The organism is Nocardia sp. KT25-26 (assembly GCF_056627695.1).
Genome location: NZ_CM152813.1, coordinates 2765568 through 2786596, shown reverse-complemented (window position 1 = coordinate 2786596; position 21029 = coordinate 2765568). Strand labels below are relative to the sequence as shown.

The 21029-nt window shown below is 68.1% G+C and carries 17 protein-coding genes, 1 tRNA gene and 2 pseudogenes; 9 read left to right on the top strand and 11 right to left on the bottom strand.

What is annotated here, in order from left to right; translation table 11 throughout:
* Nucleotides 1-29 precede the first annotated feature (29 nt).
* The 5 genes and pseudogenes from AC1HFH_RS12630 to AC1HFH_RS12610 all read left to right on the top strand — a co-directional run.
* On the top strand, nt 30-1790 hold the full coding sequence (locus AC1HFH_RS12630) for a ParB/RepB/Spo0J family partition protein (protein ID WP_480247635.1): 1761 nt from the start codon (nt 30-32) through the stop codon (nt 1788-1790).
* Between the two features lie 212 nt (nt 1791-2002).
* Complete coding sequence (locus AC1HFH_RS12625; RefSeq protein ID WP_480247634.1) at nt 2003-2992, top strand: DUF4192 family protein; 990 nt, start codon at nt 2003-2005, stop codon at nt 2990-2992.
* 187 nt (nt 2993-3179) lie between these two features.
* Nucleotides 3180-3872 carry a hypothetical protein gene (locus AC1HFH_RS12620; RefSeq protein ID WP_480247633.1) on the top strand — a complete coding sequence of 231 codons (693 nt, stop codon included), beginning with the start codon at nt 3180-3182 and terminating at the stop codon, nt 3870-3872.
* 198 nt (nt 3873-4070) lie between these two features.
* Nucleotides 4071-5890 (top strand): annotated as a pseudogene (locus AC1HFH_RS12615) (IS481 family transposase).
* 539 nt (nt 5891-6429) lie between these two features.
* Nucleotides 6430-7338 (top strand): annotated as a pseudogene (locus AC1HFH_RS12610) (recombinase family protein); the annotation flags it as partial.
* A gap of 730 nt (nt 7339-8068) precedes the next feature.
* On the opposite strand, the gene AC1HFH_RS12605 reads toward AC1HFH_RS12610, so the two are convergent.
* The 8 genes from AC1HFH_RS12605 to AC1HFH_RS12570 form a co-directional block, all read right to left on the bottom strand.
* A tRNA-Leu gene (locus AC1HFH_RS12605) sits at nt 8069-8153 on the bottom strand.
* 50 nt (nt 8154-8203) lie between these two features.
* Entirely contained in the window at nt 8204-9430 is a 1227-nt protein-coding gene (locus AC1HFH_RS12600; protein WP_480247632.1) for a glycosyltransferase 87 family protein, read from the bottom strand.
* A 157-nt stretch (nt 9431-9587) separates the two neighbouring features.
* Nucleotides 9588-10487, bottom strand: coding sequence for an ectoine hydroxylase (thpD, locus tag AC1HFH_RS12595; RefSeq protein WP_480247631.1), 900 nt, complete (start codon nt 10485-10487; stop codon nt 9588-9590).
* A complete protein-coding gene (locus AC1HFH_RS12590; protein ID WP_480247630.1) occupies nt 10488-10877 on the bottom strand; it encodes an ectoine synthase in 390 nt (129 codons plus the stop codon).
* Complete coding sequence (gene ectB, locus AC1HFH_RS12585) at nt 10874-12148, bottom strand: diaminobutyrate--2-oxoglutarate transaminase (protein WP_480247629.1); 1275 nt, start codon at nt 12146-12148, stop codon at nt 10874-10876. The genes AC1HFH_RS12590 and ectB overlap by 4 nt, the downstream gene beginning before the upstream one ends.
* Nucleotides 12145-12687: a diaminobutyrate acetyltransferase gene (ectA, locus tag AC1HFH_RS12580; protein ID WP_480247628.1), complete on the bottom strand. Its 543-nt coding sequence runs from the start codon at nt 12685-12687 to the stop codon at nt 12145-12147. The genes ectB and ectA overlap by 4 nt, the downstream gene beginning before the upstream one ends.
* A 117-nt stretch (nt 12688-12804) precedes the next feature.
* Nucleotides 12805-13512, bottom strand: a complete 708-nt coding sequence (locus AC1HFH_RS12575; protein WP_480247627.1) for a winged helix-turn-helix domain-containing protein — start codon at nt 13510-13512, stop codon at nt 12805-12807.
* A gap of 151 nt (nt 13513-13663) precedes the next feature.
* On the bottom strand, nt 13664-13990 hold the full coding sequence (locus AC1HFH_RS12570; protein ID WP_480247626.1) for a hypothetical protein: 327 nt from the start codon (nt 13988-13990) through the stop codon (nt 13664-13666).
* Nucleotides 13991-14163: 173 nt separating this feature from the next.
* On the opposite strand from AC1HFH_RS12570, the gene AC1HFH_RS12565 reads away from it, so the two are divergent.
* Nucleotides 14164-15150, top strand: a complete 987-nt coding sequence (locus tag AC1HFH_RS12565) for a serine/threonine dehydratase (RefSeq protein ID WP_480247625.1) — start codon at nt 14164-14166, stop codon at nt 15148-15150.
* Here AC1HFH_RS12565 and AC1HFH_RS12560 read toward each other — a convergent pair.
* The 3 genes from AC1HFH_RS12560 to AC1HFH_RS12550 form a co-directional block, all read right to left on the bottom strand.
* Nucleotides 15114-15974: an SDR family oxidoreductase gene (locus AC1HFH_RS12560; RefSeq protein ID WP_480247624.1), complete on the bottom strand. Its 861-nt coding sequence runs from the start codon at nt 15972-15974 to the stop codon at nt 15114-15116. The genes AC1HFH_RS12565 and AC1HFH_RS12560 overlap by 37 nt on opposite strands.
* Nucleotides 15975-16007: 33 nt before the next feature.
* Entirely contained in the window at nt 16008-16943 is a 936-nt protein-coding gene (locus AC1HFH_RS12555; RefSeq protein WP_480247623.1) for a PP2C family protein-serine/threonine phosphatase, read from the bottom strand.
* 179 nt (nt 16944-17122) lie between these two features.
* Complete coding sequence (locus AC1HFH_RS12550; RefSeq protein ID WP_480247622.1) at nt 17123-18625, bottom strand: flavin-containing monooxygenase; 1503 nt, start codon at nt 18623-18625, stop codon at nt 17123-17125.
* 539 nt (nt 18626-19164) lie between these two features.
* Here AC1HFH_RS12550 and AC1HFH_RS12545 point away from each other — a divergent pair.
* From AC1HFH_RS12545 to AC1HFH_RS12535, 3 genes are read left to right on the top strand one after another with little or no spacing between them, the layout of a single operon-like run.
* Nucleotides 19165-19803, top strand: a complete 639-nt coding sequence (locus AC1HFH_RS12545; protein ID WP_480247621.1) for an HAD family hydrolase — start codon at nt 19165-19167, stop codon at nt 19801-19803.
* Nucleotides 19800-20552: a 3-oxoacyl-ACP reductase FabG gene (gene fabG / locus AC1HFH_RS12540; RefSeq protein WP_480247620.1), complete on the top strand. Its 753-nt coding sequence runs from the start codon at nt 19800-19802 to the stop codon at nt 20550-20552. Before AC1HFH_RS12545 ends, fabG begins: the two co-directional genes overlap by 4 nt.
* 41 nt (nt 20553-20593) lie before the next feature.
* Nucleotides 20594-20953 carry an MmcQ/YjbR family DNA-binding protein gene (locus AC1HFH_RS12535; protein ID WP_480247619.1) on the top strand — a complete coding sequence of 120 codons (360 nt, stop codon included), beginning with the start codon at nt 20594-20596 and terminating at the stop codon, nt 20951-20953.
* The last annotated feature ends 76 nt before the right edge of the window (nt 20954-21029 follow it).

Genomic DNA, 21029 nt, shown 5'->3' with positions numbered 1-21029 from the left:
AACCCACTACGTCACCCAGGAGTACCCGCATGCCCGACACGCTCACCGCAGTCCCCGACCACGACGACCCCACCACGCACACCGTCCCCGAGGACACGCCCGAGGACGCGTCGCTCGGCAGCGACCCGACGGCCGGACCCGGTGACGTGAGCGAGCCGGTGGTGCCCACCGATGCCGAGGCCGCGTTCCTCGACCCGGTCGAGTTGGTGGTGGCCGAGAATGTGCGGCGCGGTTTCGATCCGGCCGATCACCCGAAACAGGTCGCTTCGCTGCGCAGCCACGGTGCCCGCACGCCGGTGCTGGCCGAACGTGACCCCGACGGCACGGTGCATGTGATCGACGGTCAGGTCCGCACCCTGATCGCCCGGGAACTGGGTCTGAAACGGATTCCGGTGTGGATCACCGACACCGACCCGGACCTGTCCGACGAGGAACGACGGATCCGGCGCGCGTTGACCCAGATCGACGTCAACGACCGCCGGATCGCGCTCACCGACGCCGACCGCGCCGCCGGGATCGCGTTGATGCTCGACCTCGGCGCCTCGGTCACCCGCATCGCCGACGAACTGCACACCGACCGCCCCAAGATCCGGGCGACCGGCGCGATCGGGCGCTCGGACACCGCGCGGGCTCTGATCGACGACCGCCAGTACAGTCTCGATCAGCTCGAGACGATCGCCGGCTACGAAGCCCTCGGCGACACCGACGCCGTCGAACGCCTCACCCGCTGTCCCCGGTACCACTTCGACTATCAGGCCCGCCTCATCACCGCCGACCGCGAACTCGCCCGCGACCGGCTCACCGCCGACCGCGAACTCGCCCGCGACCGGCTCACCGCCGCCCTGCCCTACGCCGCCGCCGGGTTCGCGATTGCGGCCGCCGAACCCGACCCCGGCACCTACCTGCCGGCCACCGACCTGGCCACCGGCGACGACCGGCCCGTCACCGACATCTGGGCCGACCCCACCATGTGGGTGGTGTACCTCGACCGCGACGACGACACCGACCTCGTCGACAACACCACCGGTGAGATCGTCCACCCCGACACCGTCGACTGGGACGCCACCACCAGCGACACCCCGCCCGCCGAGGGACTGCGCCCCGCCCACACCGTCACCCCGCGGCAACGCTGGATCCCCACCTACTACCTGCCCGCCGACCGGCTCGCCGCCTCCGGCCTACACCAACGCACCCCCATCACCGGCACCACCGACGACAGCGGTGGTGACGCCGCGGTGCCGGGCGGTGACGACGCCGCGGAGCGGGAACGGGCGCGGCGGGCGCGGAGGCGGGTGATCGAGTTGAACAAACGTGGCGTCGCGGCGAAGCAACGGCGGATCGAGTTCGTCACCCGGCTGCTGTCGGCGCGGGCCGCGCCGGCCGGGGCGGCGGCGTTCGTCACCGAATCGCTCACCCACGACCGGCACCTGCTGTCCGGCTACAGCGTCCCGGCCACCGCCCACGAGGTGTTCGGGGTGTCGAACCTGCGCGAGATCGCCGACAAAGCCGCCACCACATCATCGGGCCGGGCCTGGACGATGGTCCTCGGACTGGTCCTGGCCGCGCACGAGTCCGGCATCGACAAGGACTGCTGGCGCCACCGCCACGCCGGCACCACCCGCTACCTGAGCTGGCTCGCCGAGACCGGCGCGACCCGCGACTTCACCCTCGTCGACGTCGAACTCGCCGCCACCGGCGACCTCGACCCCGACACCATCGACCTCGACCCACCCACCACCACCACCACCACCGACACCGACACCGACAGTAGTGAGCCGCAGGCCGCCTGAACCCTTCCGGCGCCCCACTGCCCGAGGGCGGCCCGGTGCGAAGGGGACGCACCGGGCCGCTCCCGTCACGCTACCGACCCCACCCGCGCCACGCGCGCCGATCACGCCGACACACCCGACACCGGCATCACCCACCACGACCACACGCACCCCCGCGCCCCGGCCGCACGACTGCCCCCGGGGCGCCGGGGCGCTGGAAGGGACCCGTCCATATGGCTATCCCCCTGGCCACCGAATCCGATCTGTTGGCCGCGATCCCGGCCTTGATCGGTTACACGCCACATCGATCCCTGACCACTCTGATGCTGCGTGAGCGGGCGGTGCATGCCGTGGCCACTCTCGCCGAGAACCCGCGGCCCGGGGCCGCCGACCACGCCCCCGACACGGTGCGCGACCACCTGATCGAGATCGCGGACTCGGTCCGCCCCGACTCCCTGATCATCGTCGCGGTCGGCGACCCCTTCACGGCCGCGGCCCGTAGCTTCGCCACCGGCCCCGGCTCCGGTCTCGTCTCCGGTGCGGTGGTGCGCAGTGTGCTGTCGGTGCCGGACCTGCGGGCCGGTGCGGTCTGGACCGACCTGCGCACCGGGGTCACCGGTACCGTCGCCGACCCCGCGACCAGCGCGGTCACCGCGGCCCGGACCTATCTCGGCGGTGAGGTCGCCGCCAGCCGCGCCGACCTCTACACACGATTCGCCCTCGAACCCGCACCGGCGATCGGCCACGACAGCACCCCGCACGACCCGGTCGACGACCCCGAGATGTTCCGGACGCTGACCCGGCTGGTCCGCGACGGCGCCACCCCACAGACCGACCTCGCCGCCCAGGTGCTCGCCTCCCTGGCGCACCGGGTCGCGGTCCGTGACGCGTTGATCGGGCTCGGCGTCATCGACCGGGCCGCCGCCGCCCACGTCGTGACCCGGATCGCCGCCCACGCCCGCGCACTGGCCCGCGCGCACCTGCTGTCGGCCGCGGCGGTGCTGTGGTACAGCGCCGGTGAGGGCGCCATGGCCAACGTCGCCATCGACGAAGCCTTCACCGCCACCGACACCGTCCACGCCGAACCACCCGCACTGCTACGCCTGATCGAGCACGCCGTCGCCATCGCGATCGACCCCACCCGCCTCGCCAGACTCATCGACCGATGCGCCGAGGCCGCCCTCGCCGAGTTCGGCGTCGACCTGCACACCCCCACCCCCTGACTCCACCCACGGTCGAACGGATTCAGCCGACCCACCGGTACCCCTGACCACCGCTGCGGCCCCTGCGGCTCCCGAACTGTCGAGGGACATACGGCAGCGGCTGAGTCCGCGTGCCGGGGCCCGGTCCGCGTTCGGCACACCGTCGTCCCGGCGCCCGACCACAGCGAATCTCCCGGAACGACACACCATGCCCCGGCTGCACTTCGATGATCGATACCGCATCCTGGACCAATTCCGGCGCACCATCGTCGCCGACGACGTGCCCCTCGACGAGGTATTCACACAGCTGGAGGAGATCCTCACCGAGCACACCAGCACCGACCCCGACGCGGACGTGTCCCGGTCCTGGAACGGAGTCCAGATCCGCGCGAGGACGTACTTCACCATCTACGAGATCATCCCGGTCCGACCGGACGACACCGACGCCAATGCCCAGCTGCTCGCGGCAGCACTCCGCCGCCGCTGGCCCGCCGCCGCGTTCACCGTCATGCCCCGCGGCGAGCGTTCGATCTCGATTCGCTGGATCGACGGCCCGGACACCGCGGCCTTCCACGAGTACTGCCCGTGGCTCGTCGGACATTTCGCCCATGTCGCCATCACCCGGATCCTGACCCAGCGGGCCTGGCAGTCGATCACCGACCTGGTCGAGGCCTGGCTGCCGGTCACGGTGCCACGCACCGCCACCGATGACATCGACTGGCTCGCCGCCGACACGATCGAACTCGACGGCACGGTCTCGGTCGCCGGACATCGCGTATGCGACACACCCGAACCGATCTCACTGTCCCTCGGTGAACTCCTGCGCCACCTCCCCGACGCCTGCGACCTCCACCAGACCACCCCAACACCCACCGACACCGAGGAAACCCATGCCCTATGAGATCGACGACTTCGTCACCCGCCACCGGCACCTTAAACCTGCTGATCATCGGCCACCTGTTCTCCGACACCAGCGAAGTACCGCCAGGTGCGAGGGTTGATGTGTAGCGTCTCAAGACATACCCACCGTTTTGTTCTCGATACATCCTTCACGCCGGTGCGCGTGTGCTGATCATGTTCTGTGCTTCCTGTAGATGGTGTGATCGACGAACGTGCCGAACGCGCAAGGGTATTGAGCGAGCAGCGGTATCGAGCCGTTCTCGAAGTGCGAGACGGGCACCCGGTCGGTGAGGTGGCAGTCCGATACGGCGTGACCCGGCAAACGGTCACGGCGTGGAGACGACGCTACGAGCAATTCGGCATCGACGGACTCCAGGAGCTGTCCCGGCGTCCGCATCACAGCCCACGCCGGCTCGCCGCCGAGGTAGAAGCCGCGATCTGCGAAATGCGTCGGCTGCACCGCCGGTGGGGTGCCCGCCGGATCGGGCATGAACTGGCACGCCGCGGCATCGACCCGTCACCCTCCCCGGCGACGGTTCATCGCGTGCTGGTGCGCAACGGATTGGTGCGTGGACAGGACCAGCATCGGCGCCGGAAATACAAGCGCTGGCAACGGGAGGCACCGATGCAGTTGTGGCAGATGGATCTCGTCGGCGGGGTGTTCCTGGCGGACGGCCGCGAGTGCAAGCTGGTCACCGGCATCGACGACCATTCGCGATACATCGTCATCGCGCACCTGGTCGTCAAGCCCACCGGCCGTGCGGTCGTCGAGGCGTTCACCGCCGCGATGCGCCGCTACGGCGTGCCATCGGAAGTGCTGACCGACAACGGCAAGCAGTTCACAGGCAGGTTCACCCGGCCGTTCCCCGCCGAGGTGCTGTTCGAACGTGTCTGTCGCGAGAACGGCATCGGGCAACGACTGACGAAACGCCGATCTCCGACCACCACCGGCAAGATCGAACGATTCCACAAGACCTTGCGGGCCGAGTTCCTCGACGAAGTCACAGTGTTCGACAACCTCGATACCGCCCAGGCAGCGATCGACGGCTGGGTGCACGCCTACAACCACACCCGGCCGCACCAGGCACTGGACATGAAGGTCCCGGCCAGCTTGTTCCGCCCCAACGCCCCGCAACCGCTCACCGTCGCGATGACCGAATGGCACAAGCCCTCGTCGGAGCCCGAACCCACACCCGTCGTGATCGACCCTGAACCCGCTGTCGACCGCGCCGTGGCGGCCGTCGAGTTCGAGCACACCGTCCCACCGGCCGGGGTCATCACGATCGCCCAGGCCCAGTCGGTCTGGGCGGGCCCGATGCTGGCGGGCCGCATCGTCACCCTCTGGGTCGACGACCGCAGCATTCATCTGTCCCTCGACGGCCACCACCTCAAGACCGTGGCATCGCGTCTACAGGCCGAGCACCTGCACCATCTTCGACTGCGAGGAGCGCGGCCGGCCGGTCCGGAGCCTGCCGCACCAGCACTTCCGACCAGCCCGGGTGGACGGCTACGCTTGCCGGAGAACACCGCCGTCGAGGTGGAGCGGATCGTCGGACGCGACGGCGTGTTCCGGTTCCGAACCGAATCCTGGAATGTCGATGCGCACCTCGCCGGCCAGCAGGTCACCCTCCGACTGGACGGGCACACGATGCACGCCGTCGTCGGTGACGCCCTGGTCAAGTCCTGGCCCTACCCGATCACACTCGGCCAGCGCCTCGCGCTCAAAGGCGCCCGGCAGGCCACGACACCCCTCCCGTCGCCTCCGTCGCATGCACCACGCGCCGAACGCCGGGTGCCCCTCGACGGCGTGATCATGGTCGCCCGCCAGCGGCTCCGCGTCGGCCGAACCCACGCAGGAAAACTTGTCACCATCTACGCCGAAGACACCCACTTCCGCATCCTCGACGGCGACATCGAGATCGCCGTTCACCCCGTACGACGACCGCACCATTGACCCGCTTCAAGGCCTGGACGAAACGCCAGGACAAGGGAACCGATGTCCCGAGCACGAAAGGGTAAGGATGTCTTGACACGTCACAGGTCACCACTCGACCGGCGTGTCGAACCCACGTCCGATCACAGTGATCTGATGATCACCGAACCCGGTTGGATGAGGCCAGTTCCCTTACTGCCACCAGCCCGTTCCGCCTGCCGACGACATCGGTGGTAGCACAGATCTACATTTTCCGGTTTCATGGAGCGAGGGAGATCAGCGGGCCGTGGAGAACCCATGGCCACAAACCCCGATGAGCTCAGCTCGCCTGCGCCGGATTCCGCAGGAACTCACCCAGATGACCATCCAAACTCACCAGAACCGAGGCCAGTACCGCCCGATCACGTCCATGAGTTCGACGCCGACAACGTTGAGGTCATCTGCCCCGACGCCCCACCGATTCTCAACTCAGCGGCGGCAAGCGCACTGGTTCGGCTCCTGATTTCCGTCCACAACGACCAGCACCATCGCGGCAAGACCGAGCCGGAACCGCCGCAGGAGTAGAGATTTCCCAGCCTGACCAGACAGAGACCGCGGCAAGTCAATCAGCGTCTATGGAGGTGGAGTGAACACCATAAGATTCGCCTTCGCCGGAAGGGTTTCGACCGAAGACCAACAAGATCCAGAGGCATCCCGCAACTGGCAGATAACCCGCGCGGGCGCCCTGATCGAAGGCCACGGCGACATCGTGGCCGAGTTCTTCGACGTCGGCCAGTCGCGATCCATCCCATGGAAACGGCGACCCGAAGCCGCCCGTCTGCTCGACCTCCTGCAGCAACCTGACCGCGGATTCGACGCCGTGGTGATCGGTGAGCCGCAACGCGCTTTCTACGGCAACCAGTTCGGCTTCACCTTCCCGGTTTTCGTCCACTACGGCGTCCAACTATGGGTGCCGGAGGTCGGGGGCCCGATCGATCCCGACTCCGAGGCCCATGACCTCATCATGTCGGTGTTCGGCGGTATGTCCAAGGGGGAACGCAACCGCATCAAGGTTCGAGTCCGTGCCGCAATGGCGTCGCAAGCGAAGGTTGAAGGCCGCTTCCTCGGCGGGCGGCCGCCCTACGGATACCGCATTGCCGATGCCGGACCGCACCCCAACCCCAGCAAGGCGGCCGATGGCAAACGACTCCACACCCTCGAACCGGACCCAGCAACTGCCCCGGTCGTTCAGCGGATCTATCGCGAATACCTTTCCGGATTCGGGATCTTCGCGATCGCCCAACGACTCACTACCGACGACATCCCGAGCCCATCGGCGTATGACCGGCGGCGCAACCCACACAGATCCGGCGAGGCATGGTCTAAAAGCGCGGTCCGGACGATCCTGACGAACCCGCGTTACACGGGGTATGCGGTCTGGAACAAACAACGCAAACAGGAATCCCTGATCGACGTCGAAGATGTTGCGCTCGGGCATCAAACCAAGCTCACCTGGAATACCAAGGACAACTGGGTGTATTCAGATCGCCCCGCCTATGCAGCGTTGATCACCCGTGAGGACTTCGAACTCGTCCGGCTACGACTGGCCGAACGTGGACCGAAATCCACCGGACGCGCGGTCAGGGGACGCCACCCCTACGCGCTCAAAGGACTGATCTTCCATGCTTCGTGCGGGCGGCGCATGCAGGGAACCTGGAACCACTCCGCGGCACACTATCGATGCCGATACCCGTCGGAGTATGCGATAACCAACCACATCGACCACCCGCCCTCGGTGTATCTACGGGAAGACCAGATCATCACGCCGCTCGATCACTGGCTCAGTGACGCGTTCCACCCCGAACGGATCGCACACTCGATCGACGCCATGGAGTCCGCCCAACCAGGCATCCATCCAGCATTCGACACCGCACAGCGATCCCTCACCGAGTACGACCAGACACTAGCCCGATACCGGGCCGCGCTCGAAGCCGGCGCCGACCCGGCACTCATCGCAAGCTGGACAAAGGAGGTAGTTCAGAAGCGCGAGCTTGCGGCGGCGAAGATCACAACCATGAAGAAGGGTGGCGAAGGGGCACGCCGATTGAACCGCGATGAGATCAAACAACTGATCGACGAACTCGGCGGAATGCTGACAACGCTACGACGAGCGGATCCGAGACAGAAAAACGACGTCTACCGGCAGCTAGGGCTGCGATTGACCTACCACCACGCCACACGAACGGTAGTAGCCGAAGCCACGCCGCCCGTGGGCGTAGTGTTTGTGTCCGGAGGGGGACTTGAACCCCCACGCCCTAATACGGGCACTAGCACCTCAAGCTAGCGCGTCTGCCATTCCGCCACCCGGACCGGTGATGTGATGAAAGATTAGCCGACGCAAGTGCCGGTCACCAAATCGCCTAGGTGACCTGGGGTTTTCTGGGCTCGGTGCGGCCGGTGGCGAGGTACAGGATCACCAGGGTGACGGCCGCCCAGACGTAGGCGTTGCCGATGAGGTGTTCGGTGAGGGTCCAGGAGGTCTCCTTACCGTTGCCGCTGGGCACCCAGTCGTGTGGGCCGACGGTGAAGACCCAGGCGGTGGCGGCGGTGGCGAGGTACCAGCCGGCGGCGCTGCGCAGCGGCAGAGTGGTGGCGTAGCCGATCACGGCAAGCAGGGCGGGGGCAATCCACACCCAGTGGTGCGACCAGGAGATCGGAGAGACCAGGAGGGTGAAGACGGCGTTGAGGGACAGCGCCAGTGCGGGGGCCTCGGCGGCCTTGCGCATCGCCAGGACGACGAGGATCAGCAGTGCGGCGCCGAGGAGCAGCCACAGGGCGTCGAAGCCGAGTCCTTCGAACCGCAGCCGGGCGAGGACGCCCTGGATCGACTGGTTGGTGTGGAAGGCGGAGCCGCTGAGGCCGTCGACGTTGCCGAGTCCGCCGAACCAGTAGTCGATGGATTGGCGGGGCAGCACGGCGAAGGCCAGCAGGGTGGCGACGGCGCCGGTGACGGCGGCGATCACTGCCGAGCGGTAGTCCTTGCGGACGATGAAGTACAGGACGAAGGCGGCGGGAGTCAGTTTGATCGCGGCCGCCAGGCCGACGAGCACGCCACCCCACCAACGGGGCCGGTCGGTCAGGCAGCCGACGGCGACCAGGCCCATGAGCAGCAGGTTGACCTGACCGAAGTCGATGGTGGCGCGGACCGGTTCCAGCAGCAGGGCGCCGGGCAGCGCGCACGCGGTGGCCCAGAGCGCGCGGTCCCGGCGGCCGGGCCAGCAGCGGCGGGCCACCACGTACAGGGTGGCGGCCAGGGCCAGGACGGAGCAGGCGACGTAGGCGGTGGTGGCGGCGTCCCAGGGCAGCAGTGCGAACGGCTGCAGTGCGATGGCGGCGAACGGCGGATAGATGAACGGCAGGGCGATGCCGACGGTGGTCTCGGGCAGCTGCCCGTACAGGTCGCCGCCCTGCTGCATCGCTTCGATGCCGAGGCGGTACACCTGCAGATCGATGAACTTGCGGCTGTACGGCTCGAGGGGCGGCACCGCGGCGCGGATGCACCAGGCCGACAGCAGGGCGAGGACGACGGGGACCAGCCACAGCGCCCGGGGCAGCGGCTGTTGGACCGACTCCTGTCGATCGCGCATGCGTACACTTCTCATCCGCGGCGACTATACCGACCGCGGCGGTATCGCCGGTCGGGCGGGAGATGCCGGGCTACCGGCCGCACGGTCACCGAAGCACTGCGGGCCCGCCGCGGTGTGCGGCGGGCCCACAGTGCGTCAGCGTCGGAATCCGACCGGCCTACACGGGCGTGTAGTCGCGTGCGGCGATGTACTCCGGCCGCCGCTGCGGTGCCGAGAACGGCTCTTCCAGGGTGTTCTCCACGCTGTTGAACACGAGGAAGATGTTCGACCGCGGGAACGGAGTGATGTTGCTGGACGACCCGTGCATGATGTTCGAGTCGAACAGCAGCGCCGATCCGGCCCGGCCGGTGAACTGCGTGATTCCGTATCGGCCGGCCAGCTCCGTGATGTCCGCGGTGCTGGGTACGCCGATCTGCTGCTCCTTCAACGACTCCCGGTAGTGATCGGCCGGGGTCTCCCCCAGGCACGGCACGAAGGTGCGGTGCGAGCCGGGCATCACCATCAGGCTGCCGTTGTAGGGATAGTTGTCGGTCAGGGCGATCGACAGGCTCACCGCTCGGGGTGCCGGCATACCGTCCTCGGCGTGCCAGGTCTCGAAATCGGAGTGCCAGTAGAAGCCGGTGCCCTTGAACCCGGGCATGTAGTTCACCCGGGTCTGGTGCAGGTACACCTGCGAGCCCAGCACCTGGCGGGCCAGTCCGGAGATCCGGGACTCCGCGACCAGGTCCGCGATGGCGGTGCTGAGCCGGTGTACCTCGAACACCGACCGCACTTCGTTGGACGAGCGTTCCACGATCACCCGGTCGTCATCGATCAGCCGCGGGTCCGAGGCCAGCCGGGAGACTTCGGCCCGGAAGTCGGCCACCTCGGCCGCGGTCAGCAGCGCATCGAAGGTGGCGAATCCGTTGCGGTCGAAATCGGCCAGTTCCTCGGCCTCGACGGTCCCCCACACGGCCGGGTCGACGCGGTCGAAATGCTTCGACGGCGAGCTCAGCCGGGTGGGGTACTTGTCGAAACGACGTTCGGTTCGGGTCGGGGTGAGTGTGGTCTCAGGCATTCACGCCACCTCGATCAGCGGGTAGATGCCGTTCTCGTCGTGAACCTCCCGTCCGGTGACAGGAGGGTTGAACACGCACATCATGCGCATCCGGGTCTCGGCGACGAGGCGGTGCTTCTCATGGCCGTCCAGCAGGTACATCGAGCCCGGGCCGAGCTCGTAGACCGTACCATCGGTGAGGTCGGTCAGTTTGCCGGTGCCCTCGACGAGCCACACCGCTTCGATGTGGTTCGCGTAGTGGAACTCGTGCTCGGTACCCGCCTCGATGGTGGTCTCGTGGAACGAAAAGCCGACGCGGTCACCGCCCAGGACGATCCGCTTGCTCCGCCAACCGGGACCGGATACATCCCGGTCGGTATCGGTGATCTCGGCCGTAGTTCGCACGATCATGCAATATCTCCCTTCTCGCATGCGGCCTCGACCGCACACGACAGCACGCCGAGGCCTCGCTCCAGTTCATCATCGCTGATCGTCAGCGGAGGCAACAGCTTCACCACTTCGTCCATCGATCCCGACGTTTCCACAAGCAGGCCGTGATCGAAAGCGATCCGACACACCTTGCCCGCCAGGGACGCCTCATCGAACACCAGCCCGTGCACCAGGCCCCGGCCACGCGTGGACAAGCCCTGGTACCGACCGGCCAGATCGCCGAGCGCCTGGGCGACCCGCTCACCCTTCGCCACGGTCTGCGTGGCGAGGGTGTCGTCCGACCAATATTCTCGCAGAGCGGCGGTGGCGGTGACAAAGGCCGGGTTGTTCCCGCGGAAGGTGCCGTTGTGCTCACCCGGGTTCCACTGGTCGTGTTCCGGCTTGAACATCACCAGTGCGAGCGGCAGGCCGTAGCCGCTGATCGACTTGGACACGGTGACGATGTCGGGGGTGATCCCGGCCGCCTCGAAGGAGAAGAACGGGCCGGTGCGGCCGCAGCCCATTTGGATGTCGTCGACGATCAGCAGGATGCCGCGCGCCTCACACAGGGCGGCCAGGTGCCGCAGCCATTCGGGACGGGCCAGGTTGACACCGCCCTCGCCCTGCACGGTCTCGACGATCACGGCCGCCGGACGGTCGATACCGGAGGAGGTGTCGTCGAGGACGCGCTCCATCCACACGAAGTCGTCGGTGGTGTTGCCGAAGTAGCCGTCGTAGGGCATCGGGGTGGCATGGGCCAGCGGCACACCGGCACCCGCGCGCTTGGCGGCGTTACCGGTGACCGAGAGGGCGCCCAGGGTCATGCCGTGGAAGCCGTTGGTAAAGCTGACGATGCCCTTGCGGCCGGTGACCTTACGGGCCAGCTTCAGGGCGGCCTCGACGGCGTTCGCGCCGGTCGGCCCGGGGAACTGCACCTTGTAGTCCAGCCCGCGCGGGGCGAGCAGGGTGTCGCGGACGGTCTCCAGCAGCTCACGCTTGGCGACGGTGGACATGTCCAGGCCGTGCGTGATGCCGTTGCGGGAGATGTAGTCGATCAGCGGCTTCTTCAGCAGCGGGTTGTTGTGCCCGTAGTTCAGCGAGCCCGCGCCGGCGAAGAAATCCAGGTAGTCACGTCCGTCCTCATCGCGCAGCCAGGCGCCTTCCGCGGTGTCGAACACGGTCGGCCAGCCACGGCAGTAGCCGCGGACGTTCGACTCGAGTTCCTCGAAGACGGTGGTGTTGGCGGTGATCATCGTCGATCCTCCTGATCGGTAGGGGTGATGACGTAGAGCTCCTCGGCGTCGTGCCCGTCCGGGAAGTGCGCGGCTTCGAACAGCGCGGAGCGGGTGAGCTCGGCTGCGCGCCGGCGCGCCACGGAGGCGAACAACGCCTGGGAGGCGAGATTGTCGGCAGTGATCGTCGTCTCGAGGGTGTTCACCCCGCGGGCCGCGAGCTCGTCGAGCAGCGCGTGCAGCAGCTTGGCGGCGATGCCGTGGCCGCGGTAGGTGTCATCGACGGCGATCTGCCAGATGAACAGCGTGTTCGGTGCCTGCGGGCGCAGGTAGCCGATGGTGTAGCCGACGACCTGTCCGTCGGCTTCGGCGACCAGGGTGGTCGCGGCGAAGTCCCGGCACCACAGCAGGTAGGCGTAGCTCGGGTTGGTGTCGAGCACCTTCGAGTCGGCAGCGATCCGCCAGATGTGCGCAGCGTCGTCCAGGGTGGGCGGGCGCAGGTGGATCGTCGTCGGTGACGCCGGGTCGGTCGGGTCGGTAGACGTTGTTGGCTGAGCCATACATCTCCAAGCGTGGACAGTAGTTACTAAACCAGGCTGTCGGAGCGAGTTTGAGCTGATGCTGTCGACTACTTTGCGGTTGTGTGACAGTCGCTTGCCCCATGTTGCGGTTGTTGATCAGCGTTGGACGTCGAGCCGGTAACCCAATCCGCGCACAGTCACGACCACCTTCGGGTCGCTCGGGTCGCGCTCGATTTTCGTCCGCAACCTGCGGATATGGACGTCGACGATGCGCTCGTCGCCGTAGAATCCCGGATCCCAGATCCGGTCCAGCAACAAGCCGCGGGCGAGCACTCGGCCGGGATGTTCGGCGAGTTCACACAACAGCAGGAATTCGGTACGAGTGAGGTGGATCTCATCGTCGCCGCGACGGACCGCACCGGAGTCCGCGGCCAGGATCAGCGGTCCGGCCGGGTCGGTGTCCAGCACCACTTCCATCGGGGGTTCCCGGTCCGCGGTCCGGGTACGCCGTTGCAGGGCCCGCATCCGGGCGGCCACTTCCTGCACGGCGAACGGTTTCGTGACGAAGTCGTCGGCACCGGCCTCGAGCGCCGCCACCACATCGTGGGTGTCGTCGCGGGTGCTGATCACCATGATCGGCATGTCGTAGTCGCGGCGGATCTCCCGGATGCAGTCGAAGCCGTCGGTGGGCCCGCGCATGAGATCGACGATCATCAGATCGGGAACGGTCGCGTTCCGCAGCCGGGTGAGTGCGTCTGCGGTCTCTCCGGCCACCGCTACGTCGTAGCCGGCGTCCTCCATGGCGAGGCGGAGATCACCTCGCGCCCGGTCGTCCTGGTCAACGATCAGCAGGCTCGCGCTCATTCCTTCATCCCTTGCACTTCGACGAAGCTGCACTGCGACGAAGCCATCGCGGAGAATCGCATCCCCATTCCGACGCGACGGTCCGCATTCGAGCAACTCTTCCCGGTTCGGGTTACCCACTCGACAGCCGGTCAAACGTGCGGCGGCCAGGTCACCGGGGATTCAGGGCCCGTTCCTCCAGGCGGTTGTAGTTACTGCGCGTTCCGTCCGGACGCCGTTCCTGGTACCGGAAGGACAGACCACGGGCATCGAATGCCGCGAACCATTCCTCCCAGCCGATCGACCGCAGCACCGCTCCCCCGTAGCCGGGCAGATGCAGCCGCAGCACGCCCACGTATCCGGTGTCCTCACTGCCGGCGAGGGTCGCCGGACGGGCACCGCGCCGCTCAGCCCAGCGGCGGATGGTGCGATGATCGGTGGTCACCCGGGTGGCGGCGGCCACGGAGGCACCGGCCGGCCACCGTCGTCGATCCGTCATTCCGGCCTCCCTGCCACCAGCGGCGTCGAATTCTCCGACTCAACGACGCATACCCGTTTCGGCGCCGACGAAACCGGATGTGCGTACATCTGCGCGCTCGATCGCACCTGGCTGCTCGATCACGCCTGCTCGATCACATCTGGCAGAGTCGGATGATCGGAAGGAGATGTGTGATGAGTCTGCCGTTGGACGAGATCCGTGCGGCTGCGGCCCGCATCTCGGGCCATATCCGCCCCGTCACGGCGATACCGGCCGGTCCGCCGCTGCCGGACCTGTGGTTCGGATCGGAATTCCTGCAGTACACCGGCAGCTTCAAGGCACGCGGTGCACAGAATTTCGTGCGCGCCCACGGCGAGGCCGGGTCGCTGCCCACCGCCGGGGTGACCATCGCCTCCGGTGGCAATGCCGGGCTGGCCTGTGCCTGGGCGGCCACCGGAGCCGGGGCCGCTGCCACGGTGTTCCTGCCCGAGACTGCACCGGCCGTCAAGGTGCACCGACTGCGCGAATACGGCGCCGATGTCGTACTGACCGGCCGGGAGTACCAGGATGCGGCACGTGCCTGTCACGAGTTCGCCGCCGAGAGCGGCGCGCTGGTCTCGCACGCCTACGACCATCCGCTGATCGCCGCGGGTGCCGGGACATTGTGCGAGGAACTCCGGCACGCGGTCCCCGAACTCGACACGGTGGTGGTGTCGGTGGGTGGCGGTGGGCTGTTCACCGGGGTGGCGACCGACGCGGCCGCCGCCGGGCTGCGGACCGTCGCTGTCGAACCGGCCGGTTGCCGGGCTCTCGATGCCGCGCTGGCCGCCGGGAAACCGGTTCCGGTGCCGATCGACTCGGTGGCCGCGGACTCGCTCGGTGCGACGCGGGTGTCGGAGATGGCGGTGGCCGCGGCACGGCATCCGGCCTGCCGGTCGGTGCTGGTGTCGGACGAACAGATCGTCGCCGCCCGGCAGTGGCTCTGGGATCACTACCGCCTGGCGGTCGAGCACGGTGCGGCGACCGCCGCGGCCGCGGTCCTCGATATCGGCGCCGGTGCGCCGGCCTATCGGCCGGAGCAGGGTGAGCGTGTCTGCGTGGTGCTGTGCGGGGCGAACACCGATCCGTCGGATCTGGTGGCCGGTCAGCCCGCTGGTTCCCGCTCCGCCTTGGCGACGTAGCGCGTCATTGCGTAGTTCATGCCGCGCATGGCGAGGTTGTAGCCGAACGGGAAGTAGCGCTGGCCCCAGTGACCGAACCGGATATCGGGCGAGGTGTAGACCCAGTACCGGTTGCGACGGACCCCTTTCACGACCGCCCGGGCCGCTTTCTCGGGTGTGACCGCATGCCGCAGGAACAGGCCGGTGGCCCGCTGTACGGCGGCGGACGATCGGTCGACACCGGCGATGTCGAGGCGGTCGACCATGGGTGTCGCCATCGCACCCGGGCAGACCAGGCTGACCCGGATTCCGTGCCGGCGCAGATCGAAGCGCAGTACCTCGGACACCCCGCGCAGCCCGAATTTGGTGGCGCTGTAGGGGGCGTGCCAGGGCAGGCCGAACAGTCCGGCCGCCGAGGAGACGTTCACCAGGTGGCCGCCTCGGCCGGCCGCGATCATCGGCGGGATGAACTGCTCGATCACATGGATGGGGCCCATCAGGTTGATGTCGACGGTGCGCCGCCACTGCTGATGGCTGAGTTTGTCGACGGTCCCCCAGGTGGCGATACCGGCGACGTTCATCACGATGTCGACATGTCCCAGCTGCTCGTGGGTGCGAGCGGCGAGCCCGACCACGGAGCTGTAGTCGGCGACATCGGCGGCCTCGGCCAGGTGCACGGTGGCACCCGACGTCCGGAGTTCGGCCGCCGTCTGCTGCAGGGCGTCGTCATCGATGTCGGTCAGTACCAGCGCGGCACCTTCGGCCGCCGCGGCGAAGGCGGTGGCCCGGCCGAGTCCGCTCGCTGCCCCGGTGATCAGGCAGGTCTTTCCGTCGAACGTCGTCATGCCGAGACCCTAACCACCCACGAACATTAATGTCTATAGTTCGACGGGTGCGAGTGCGACCGTGATGTTGTCGCTGCCGCCGCGCTGCAGGGCGTACCCGGCGAGCACCCGGGCCGCCTCGTCCGCCGGCAGGCCCGGAATCCGGTCGGCCAGCGCCGTCGCGGCGGGCAGATAGTTCCACAGCCCGTCACTGCACACCAGGACCGTGCCCGGCCCGCGCACGGTGTAGCTGCGCAGGCACGACTCCGACCACGGGGTGTCGCTGCTGTCGGCACCCAGCCAGCGCAGCAGCGTATGGGCGCGCGGGTCGCGCATCGCTGCCTCGGCATCCATGGCGCCCGCATCGACGAGCGCCTGCGCCCAGGAGTCGTCCACGGTCAACTGGTCGGACGGGTCCGCCGAGGCACCACCGGCCAGCCAATAGGCCCGGCTGTCGCCGACACCGGCGACAGTGATCTCGGTCCCCTCCGGGACGGTGCGCACCACCGCGCCGACATAGGTGCAGGACGGCGCGTTCTCGGTGGCGCCGCCGGCGGCGGCGCGCACCGCTTCCGCCGCCGCGGCCAACCCGGCCATCACCGATTCGGCCGGGGGCCGCCCCGCCGACACCGCTGCCACCGTCGCATCGATCCCGGCCCGGACGGCCGCACCCGACGCCGCCTGGGGATCTCGGGAGGTGGACACCCCGTCGCTGACCACCAGCACCCGCACGCCGAGATCGTCCAGCGCCGCAGCCGCGACCGCGTCCTCGTTGAACTCGTGTGCGATTCCGCGGTCGGTCAGCACGCAGATGCCGGTGAGATCGGCTTCGAACCGGTCCGGCGCCGGCCGCGGAACACCGCAGGACACGCACAGTCCGGCGGCGTCGGCTTCGGACGTACCGCAGGCCGGGCACGGCGGCGGAGTTCCCGCCACCGCGGCATCCGGCAGAGCGATGCTGCGGACCTCGATTCCGGGTGCGCCATTCATCGGCGCCCCCACACTCGCAGGGCCGCGGTCATCGGTCGCCGATCGGCGAGAACCACACCGTCCTCCTTCGTCTCCCCTGGGCGGTGCCTAACGTGTTCGCGATAGTACGGGAATTGCGCCCGCACACGAATCTGCCCCGCGGAAGCGGCGTTTCCACGGGGCAGATCGAGTCGGAGGACTCAGGCGCCGGCGGCGGCCTTCGTACCGGGCCGGGCGGCGGTCCCGGTCTTGCGGAGCTGCAGGATGCCGTCCTCGAGCTCTTCCTTCTGCAGCAGGTTGCGATCCCGGTAGTAGTTGTTGATCGCCTTCCAGGCGCCCCGCACACCCTGCCGGGGCATCTCGTCGTCGCCGCGCTGGATGTAGCCGGAGGTGAGCGCACCACCCATCAGCGATTCCTCGGCGATGTCCTCGGGCCGGGCTTCCACCTTGAACTCGGTGTAGCCGCGGTCCCGCATCAGGTTGAGCACGCGGCAGAAGTACTGCGCCGCGAGGTCGGCCTTCAGCGTCCAGGAGGCGTTGGTGTAGCCGATGATCATCATCATGTTCGGCAGGCCGGAGAACAGTACGCCCTTGTAGGCGACGGAGTCCCGGAACCGCTGCGGCTCACCGTCGATCTCCAGCTCGGCGCCGCCGAATATCTGCACGTTCAGGCCGGTGGCGGTGACGATGATGTCGGCCTCCAGCTCCTCCCCCGACTCCAGGCGGATACCACCGGGGGTGAATCGCTCGATCCGGTCGGTGACGATCGAGGCCTTCCCGCTCTTGATCGCCTTGAAGAGGTCACCGTTGGGGACCACGCACAGGCGCTGATCCCACGGGTTGTAGCGCGGCGTGAAGTGCTTCATGTCGACACCGCTGCCGACCTGCAGGCGCACCTGGGCCAGCAGCAGCTTCTTGGACAGCTCCGGGTTGGTCCGGGAGAGCTGGAAGCTGGCCCGCTGCAGGGCGATGTTGCGGGCCCGGCCGAGTTTGTAGGCGATCCGGTCCGGCACCCGGGTCTTCTTGAAGCCGACCGCGACCGGGTCGTCGGCCGGCAGCGCCTGGATGTAGGTGGGCGAGCGCTGCAGCATGGTGATGTGCTCGACGTCGTCGGCCATGGACGGGATCAGGGTGATCGCGGTGGCGCCGGAGCCGATGACGACGACCTTCTTGCCGCGGTAGTCCAGGTCCTCGGGCCAGTGCTGCGGGTGCACGATCTGCCCGCGGAAGTCGCTCTCACCGGCGAATTCGGGACGGAACCCCCGGTCGTAGTTGTAGTAGCCGGTAGCGCCGACGAGGAAATCGGCGGTCCAGATCTCGGTCTCGCCGGTCGCCTCGACCAGGGCCTCGATGGTCCACCGGGCGGCCTCGCTGTCGTAGGAGGCCTTGACCATCTTGCGGCCGAAGTGGATGTGCTCGGTGACGCCGTATTCCTTCGCGGTCTCCTCGACGTACCGGCGGATGTTCGGACCGTCCGCCAGCACCTTGGTACCGACCCACGGCCGGAAGCCGAACCCGAAGGTCAGCATGTCGGAGTCGGAGCGGATCCCCGGATATTTGAACAGATCCCAGGTACCGCCGATGTTCTCGCGCCGCTCCAGGATGGCATAGCTGCGCCCGGTCTGCTCGCGCGTGAGGTGGCAGGCCGTGCCGATTCCGGACAGGCCCGCGCCGATGATCAGTACGTCGACATGCCGCGTCATTGAGGAAACTCGTTTCGTCTGGTCGCCGCCCGCGCACCGTCGCCCGGGCCTGCATCGAGGTTACGTGTTTCGGCTAGTTACGTCTAGTTGCCGTCTCTTGTCCCGACAACCGCCGCGACGCCCCGACCGGGTGCCACCCCGAACCCGATGGCCGATCCTTCCGATATCGACGGAACACATCCACGCAGCTCGTCCGTGGACCGCCGATCGCGCTACCGGCACCGCGAAGATGGCACTCGATGCCGATATGCATCGAATGCCACCCGAGCGGACCCTGCCGGCAAGCTGTCCGATGAACAACCGAATCAAGGCGGTGAGCAGGCGTTCCACCGCCACCGAACCATGATGCGCCGACGCCGCGTGCATCTGCTCGGCACGCGCTGCGCAACGACTCGACCTGCCGGATCGGACAACCGGCACAGACTGCATCCGGGGTTCCACGTGAATCACGGTCGAATTGCGATTCCGTCACGCCGACGGTCGGAGGCGAGCCCGATCGACGATCGGATCGCGCGCCGCCGGCGGATAGGCTCGGCGGCATGACCTGGACCGTGGGATTCGATCTCGACATGACCCTCATCGACTCGCGTCCGGGTGTCGCCGCGGCAATCGATCGCCTGGGCAGCGAGTTCGACCTGCCCCTCGACGGTGCCACGTTCGCCGCGCATCTGGGCCCGCCGCTGGCCACCCTGCTCGTCCGGGCCGGGGCAACCGAACGGCTGGTCCCGGACCTGGTCACCCGGTACCGGCAGATCTACCCCGGGGTCGTCCCGCGGATCGGCGCGCTACCGGGCGCCGCGGCCGCACTGGCCGCCGTCCGCGCGGCCGGTGGACGGGTCCTGGTGGTGACCGGCAAGTACGAACCGCACGCGCGGCTGCATCTCGACCATCTGGGCTGGCAGGTCGACCACCTGGCCGGCGATCTGTGGGCGACCGGGAAGTCCGAGGTACTGCGTACCGAAGGCGCGCACCTGTTCGTCGGCGACCATGCCGGCGATATGCGCGGCGCGCGCGCCGCGGGCGTACCTGCGCTCGGCGTGACCACCGGCCCCTACGATGCGAAGGGACTACTCGAAGCCGGCGCCGATACGGTGCTGCCCGATCTGCTCGACTTCCCGCGCCGGTTCCGCGCGATCATGGCCGGCGCCCCGACCCTCGCGGAGGAGAAGGCCCGATGAGTCGATTCACCGGCAAGGTCGCCGTCGTCACCGGCGCCGCACAGGGCATCGGTGCGGCGACTGCGCTGCGGCTGGCGAACGAAGGCGCCGCAGTCGCCGTCCTCGACCGGCACGAACCGGCCGATACCGTCGCTCGGATCGCCGCGGCCGGTGGCACGGCCCGCGGCTACACCTGCGATGTCGGGTACCGCTCCTCGGTGCAGGAGGCCTTCGATGCACTGGCCACCGACCTCGGTGCGCCACAGATCCTGGTGAACAATGCCGGTATCACCCGCGACGACCTGTTCTTCCGACTCGACGAGGACGACTGGAACGCGGTGCTCACGGTCAACCTCACCGGCGTGTACCACTGCACCCAGATAGCACAGAAGCATATGGTCGCCCAGCGATACGGCCGGATCGTCTCGCTGTCCAGCCGATCCGCGCTGGGCAGCCGCGGCCAGGCGAACTACGCCGCCGCCAAGGCCGGTGTCCAGGGCCTCACCGCCACGCTCGCCATCGAACTGGGGCCGTACAACATCACCGTGAATGCGGTCGCGCCCGGCTATATCGCCACCGCCATGACCGCCGCGACCGCCGAGCGGATCGGCACCACCGCGGCCCGGCATCAGGCCGAGGTCGCCGAGGCGACGCCGTTGCGCCGCGTCGGGCAACCGGAAGAGGTCGCCGCCGCCATCGCCTTCCTCGCCAGCGACGATGCGTCCTACATCAGTGGACAGACCCTGTACGTCAACGGCGGCGCCCGCTGATCCGGTCCGGCCACCGGTGATCCGGCCCTAGGCTGGCCGATATGCCCGAGGATGCCCTGGCCCGGTTGCGGGCGCTGTGCACGGCGTTGCCGGAGACCACCGAGCGACTGAGTCACGGTGAACCGACCTGGTTCGTCCGCGACCGCAGGACCTTCGTGATGTTCGCCGACCGCCACCACGACGACCGGCTCGCATTCTGGTGCGCTGCACCGCCCGGCGCCCAGGAGGCGATGGTCGCGGCCGAACCCGAGCGATTCTTCCGGCCGCCGTACGTGGGCCACCGGGGCTGGCTCGGGGTGTATCTGGATGTGTCGCCGGACTGGACCGAGATCGCCGAGATCGTCACCGAGGCCTATCGATGCATCGCCCCGAAGACCCTGTCGGCCCGCCTCGACTCGTAACGGCGTCGGCGCCGCGGATCAGGGTCGTCCCGGGGTATTTCCCCGATGTGGACGGCGCCGGCGTCCGGCACCATCA

Bases quoted from the DNA above. Each gene is read 5' to 3' on its own strand.
- ectB (WP_480247629.1), bottom strand. From the start codon at position 12,148: ATGATCACCGCCAACACCACCGTCTTCGAGGAACTCGAGTCGAACGTC.
- AC1HFH_RS12600 (WP_480247632.1), bottom strand. From the start codon at position 9,430: ATGCGCGATCGACAGGAGTCGGTCCAACAGCCGCTGCCCCGGGCGCTG.
- AC1HFH_RS12590 (WP_480247630.1), bottom strand. From the start codon at position 10,877: ATGATCGTGCGAACTACGGCCGAGATCACCGATACCGACCGGGATGTA.
- AC1HFH_RS12565 (WP_480247625.1), top strand. From the start codon at position 14,164: ATGAGTCTGCCGTTGGACGAGATCCGTGCGGCTGCGGCCCGCATCTCG.
- thpD (WP_480247631.1), bottom strand. From the start codon at position 10,487: ATGCCTGAGACCACACTCACCCCGACCCGAACCGAACGTCGTTTCGAC.
- fabG (WP_480247620.1), top strand. From the start codon at position 19,800: ATGAGTCGATTCACCGGCAAGGTCGCCGTCGTCACCGGCGCCGCACAG.
- AC1HFH_RS12570 (WP_480247626.1), bottom strand. From the start codon at position 13,990: ATGACGGATCGACGACGGTGGCCGGCCGGTGCCTCCGTGGCCGCCGCC.
- ectA (WP_480247628.1), bottom strand. From the start codon at position 12,687: ATGGCTCAGCCAACAACGTCTACCGACCCGACCGACCCGGCGTCACCG.
- AC1HFH_RS12535 (WP_480247619.1), top strand. From the start codon at position 20,594: ATGCCCGAGGATGCCCTGGCCCGGTTGCGGGCGCTGTGCACGGCGTTG.
- AC1HFH_RS12625 (WP_480247634.1), top strand. From the start codon at position 2,003: ATGGCTATCCCCCTGGCCACCGAATCCGATCTGTTGGCCGCGATCCCG.
- AC1HFH_RS12550 (WP_480247622.1), bottom strand. From the start codon at position 18,625: ATGACGCGGCATGTCGACGTACTGATCATCGGCGCGGGCCTGTCCGGA.
- AC1HFH_RS12555 (WP_480247623.1), bottom strand. From the start codon at position 16,943: ATGAATGGCGCACCCGGAATCGAGGTCCGCAGCATCGCTCTGCCGGAT.
- AC1HFH_RS12545 (WP_480247621.1), top strand. From the start codon at position 19,165: ATGACCTGGACCGTGGGATTCGATCTCGACATGACCCTCATCGACTCG.
- AC1HFH_RS12630 (WP_480247635.1), top strand. From the start codon at position 30: ATGCCCGACACGCTCACCGCAGTCCCCGACCACGACGACCCCACCACG.
- AC1HFH_RS12560 (WP_480247624.1), bottom strand. From the start codon at position 15,974: ATGACGACGTTCGACGGAAAGACCTGCCTGATCACCGGGGCAGCGAGC.
- AC1HFH_RS12575 (WP_480247627.1), bottom strand. From the start codon at position 13,512: ATGAGCGCGAGCCTGCTGATCGTTGACCAGGACGACCGGGCGCGAGGT.
- AC1HFH_RS12620 (WP_480247633.1), top strand. From the start codon at position 3,180: ATGCCCCGGCTGCACTTCGATGATCGATACCGCATCCTGGACCAATTC.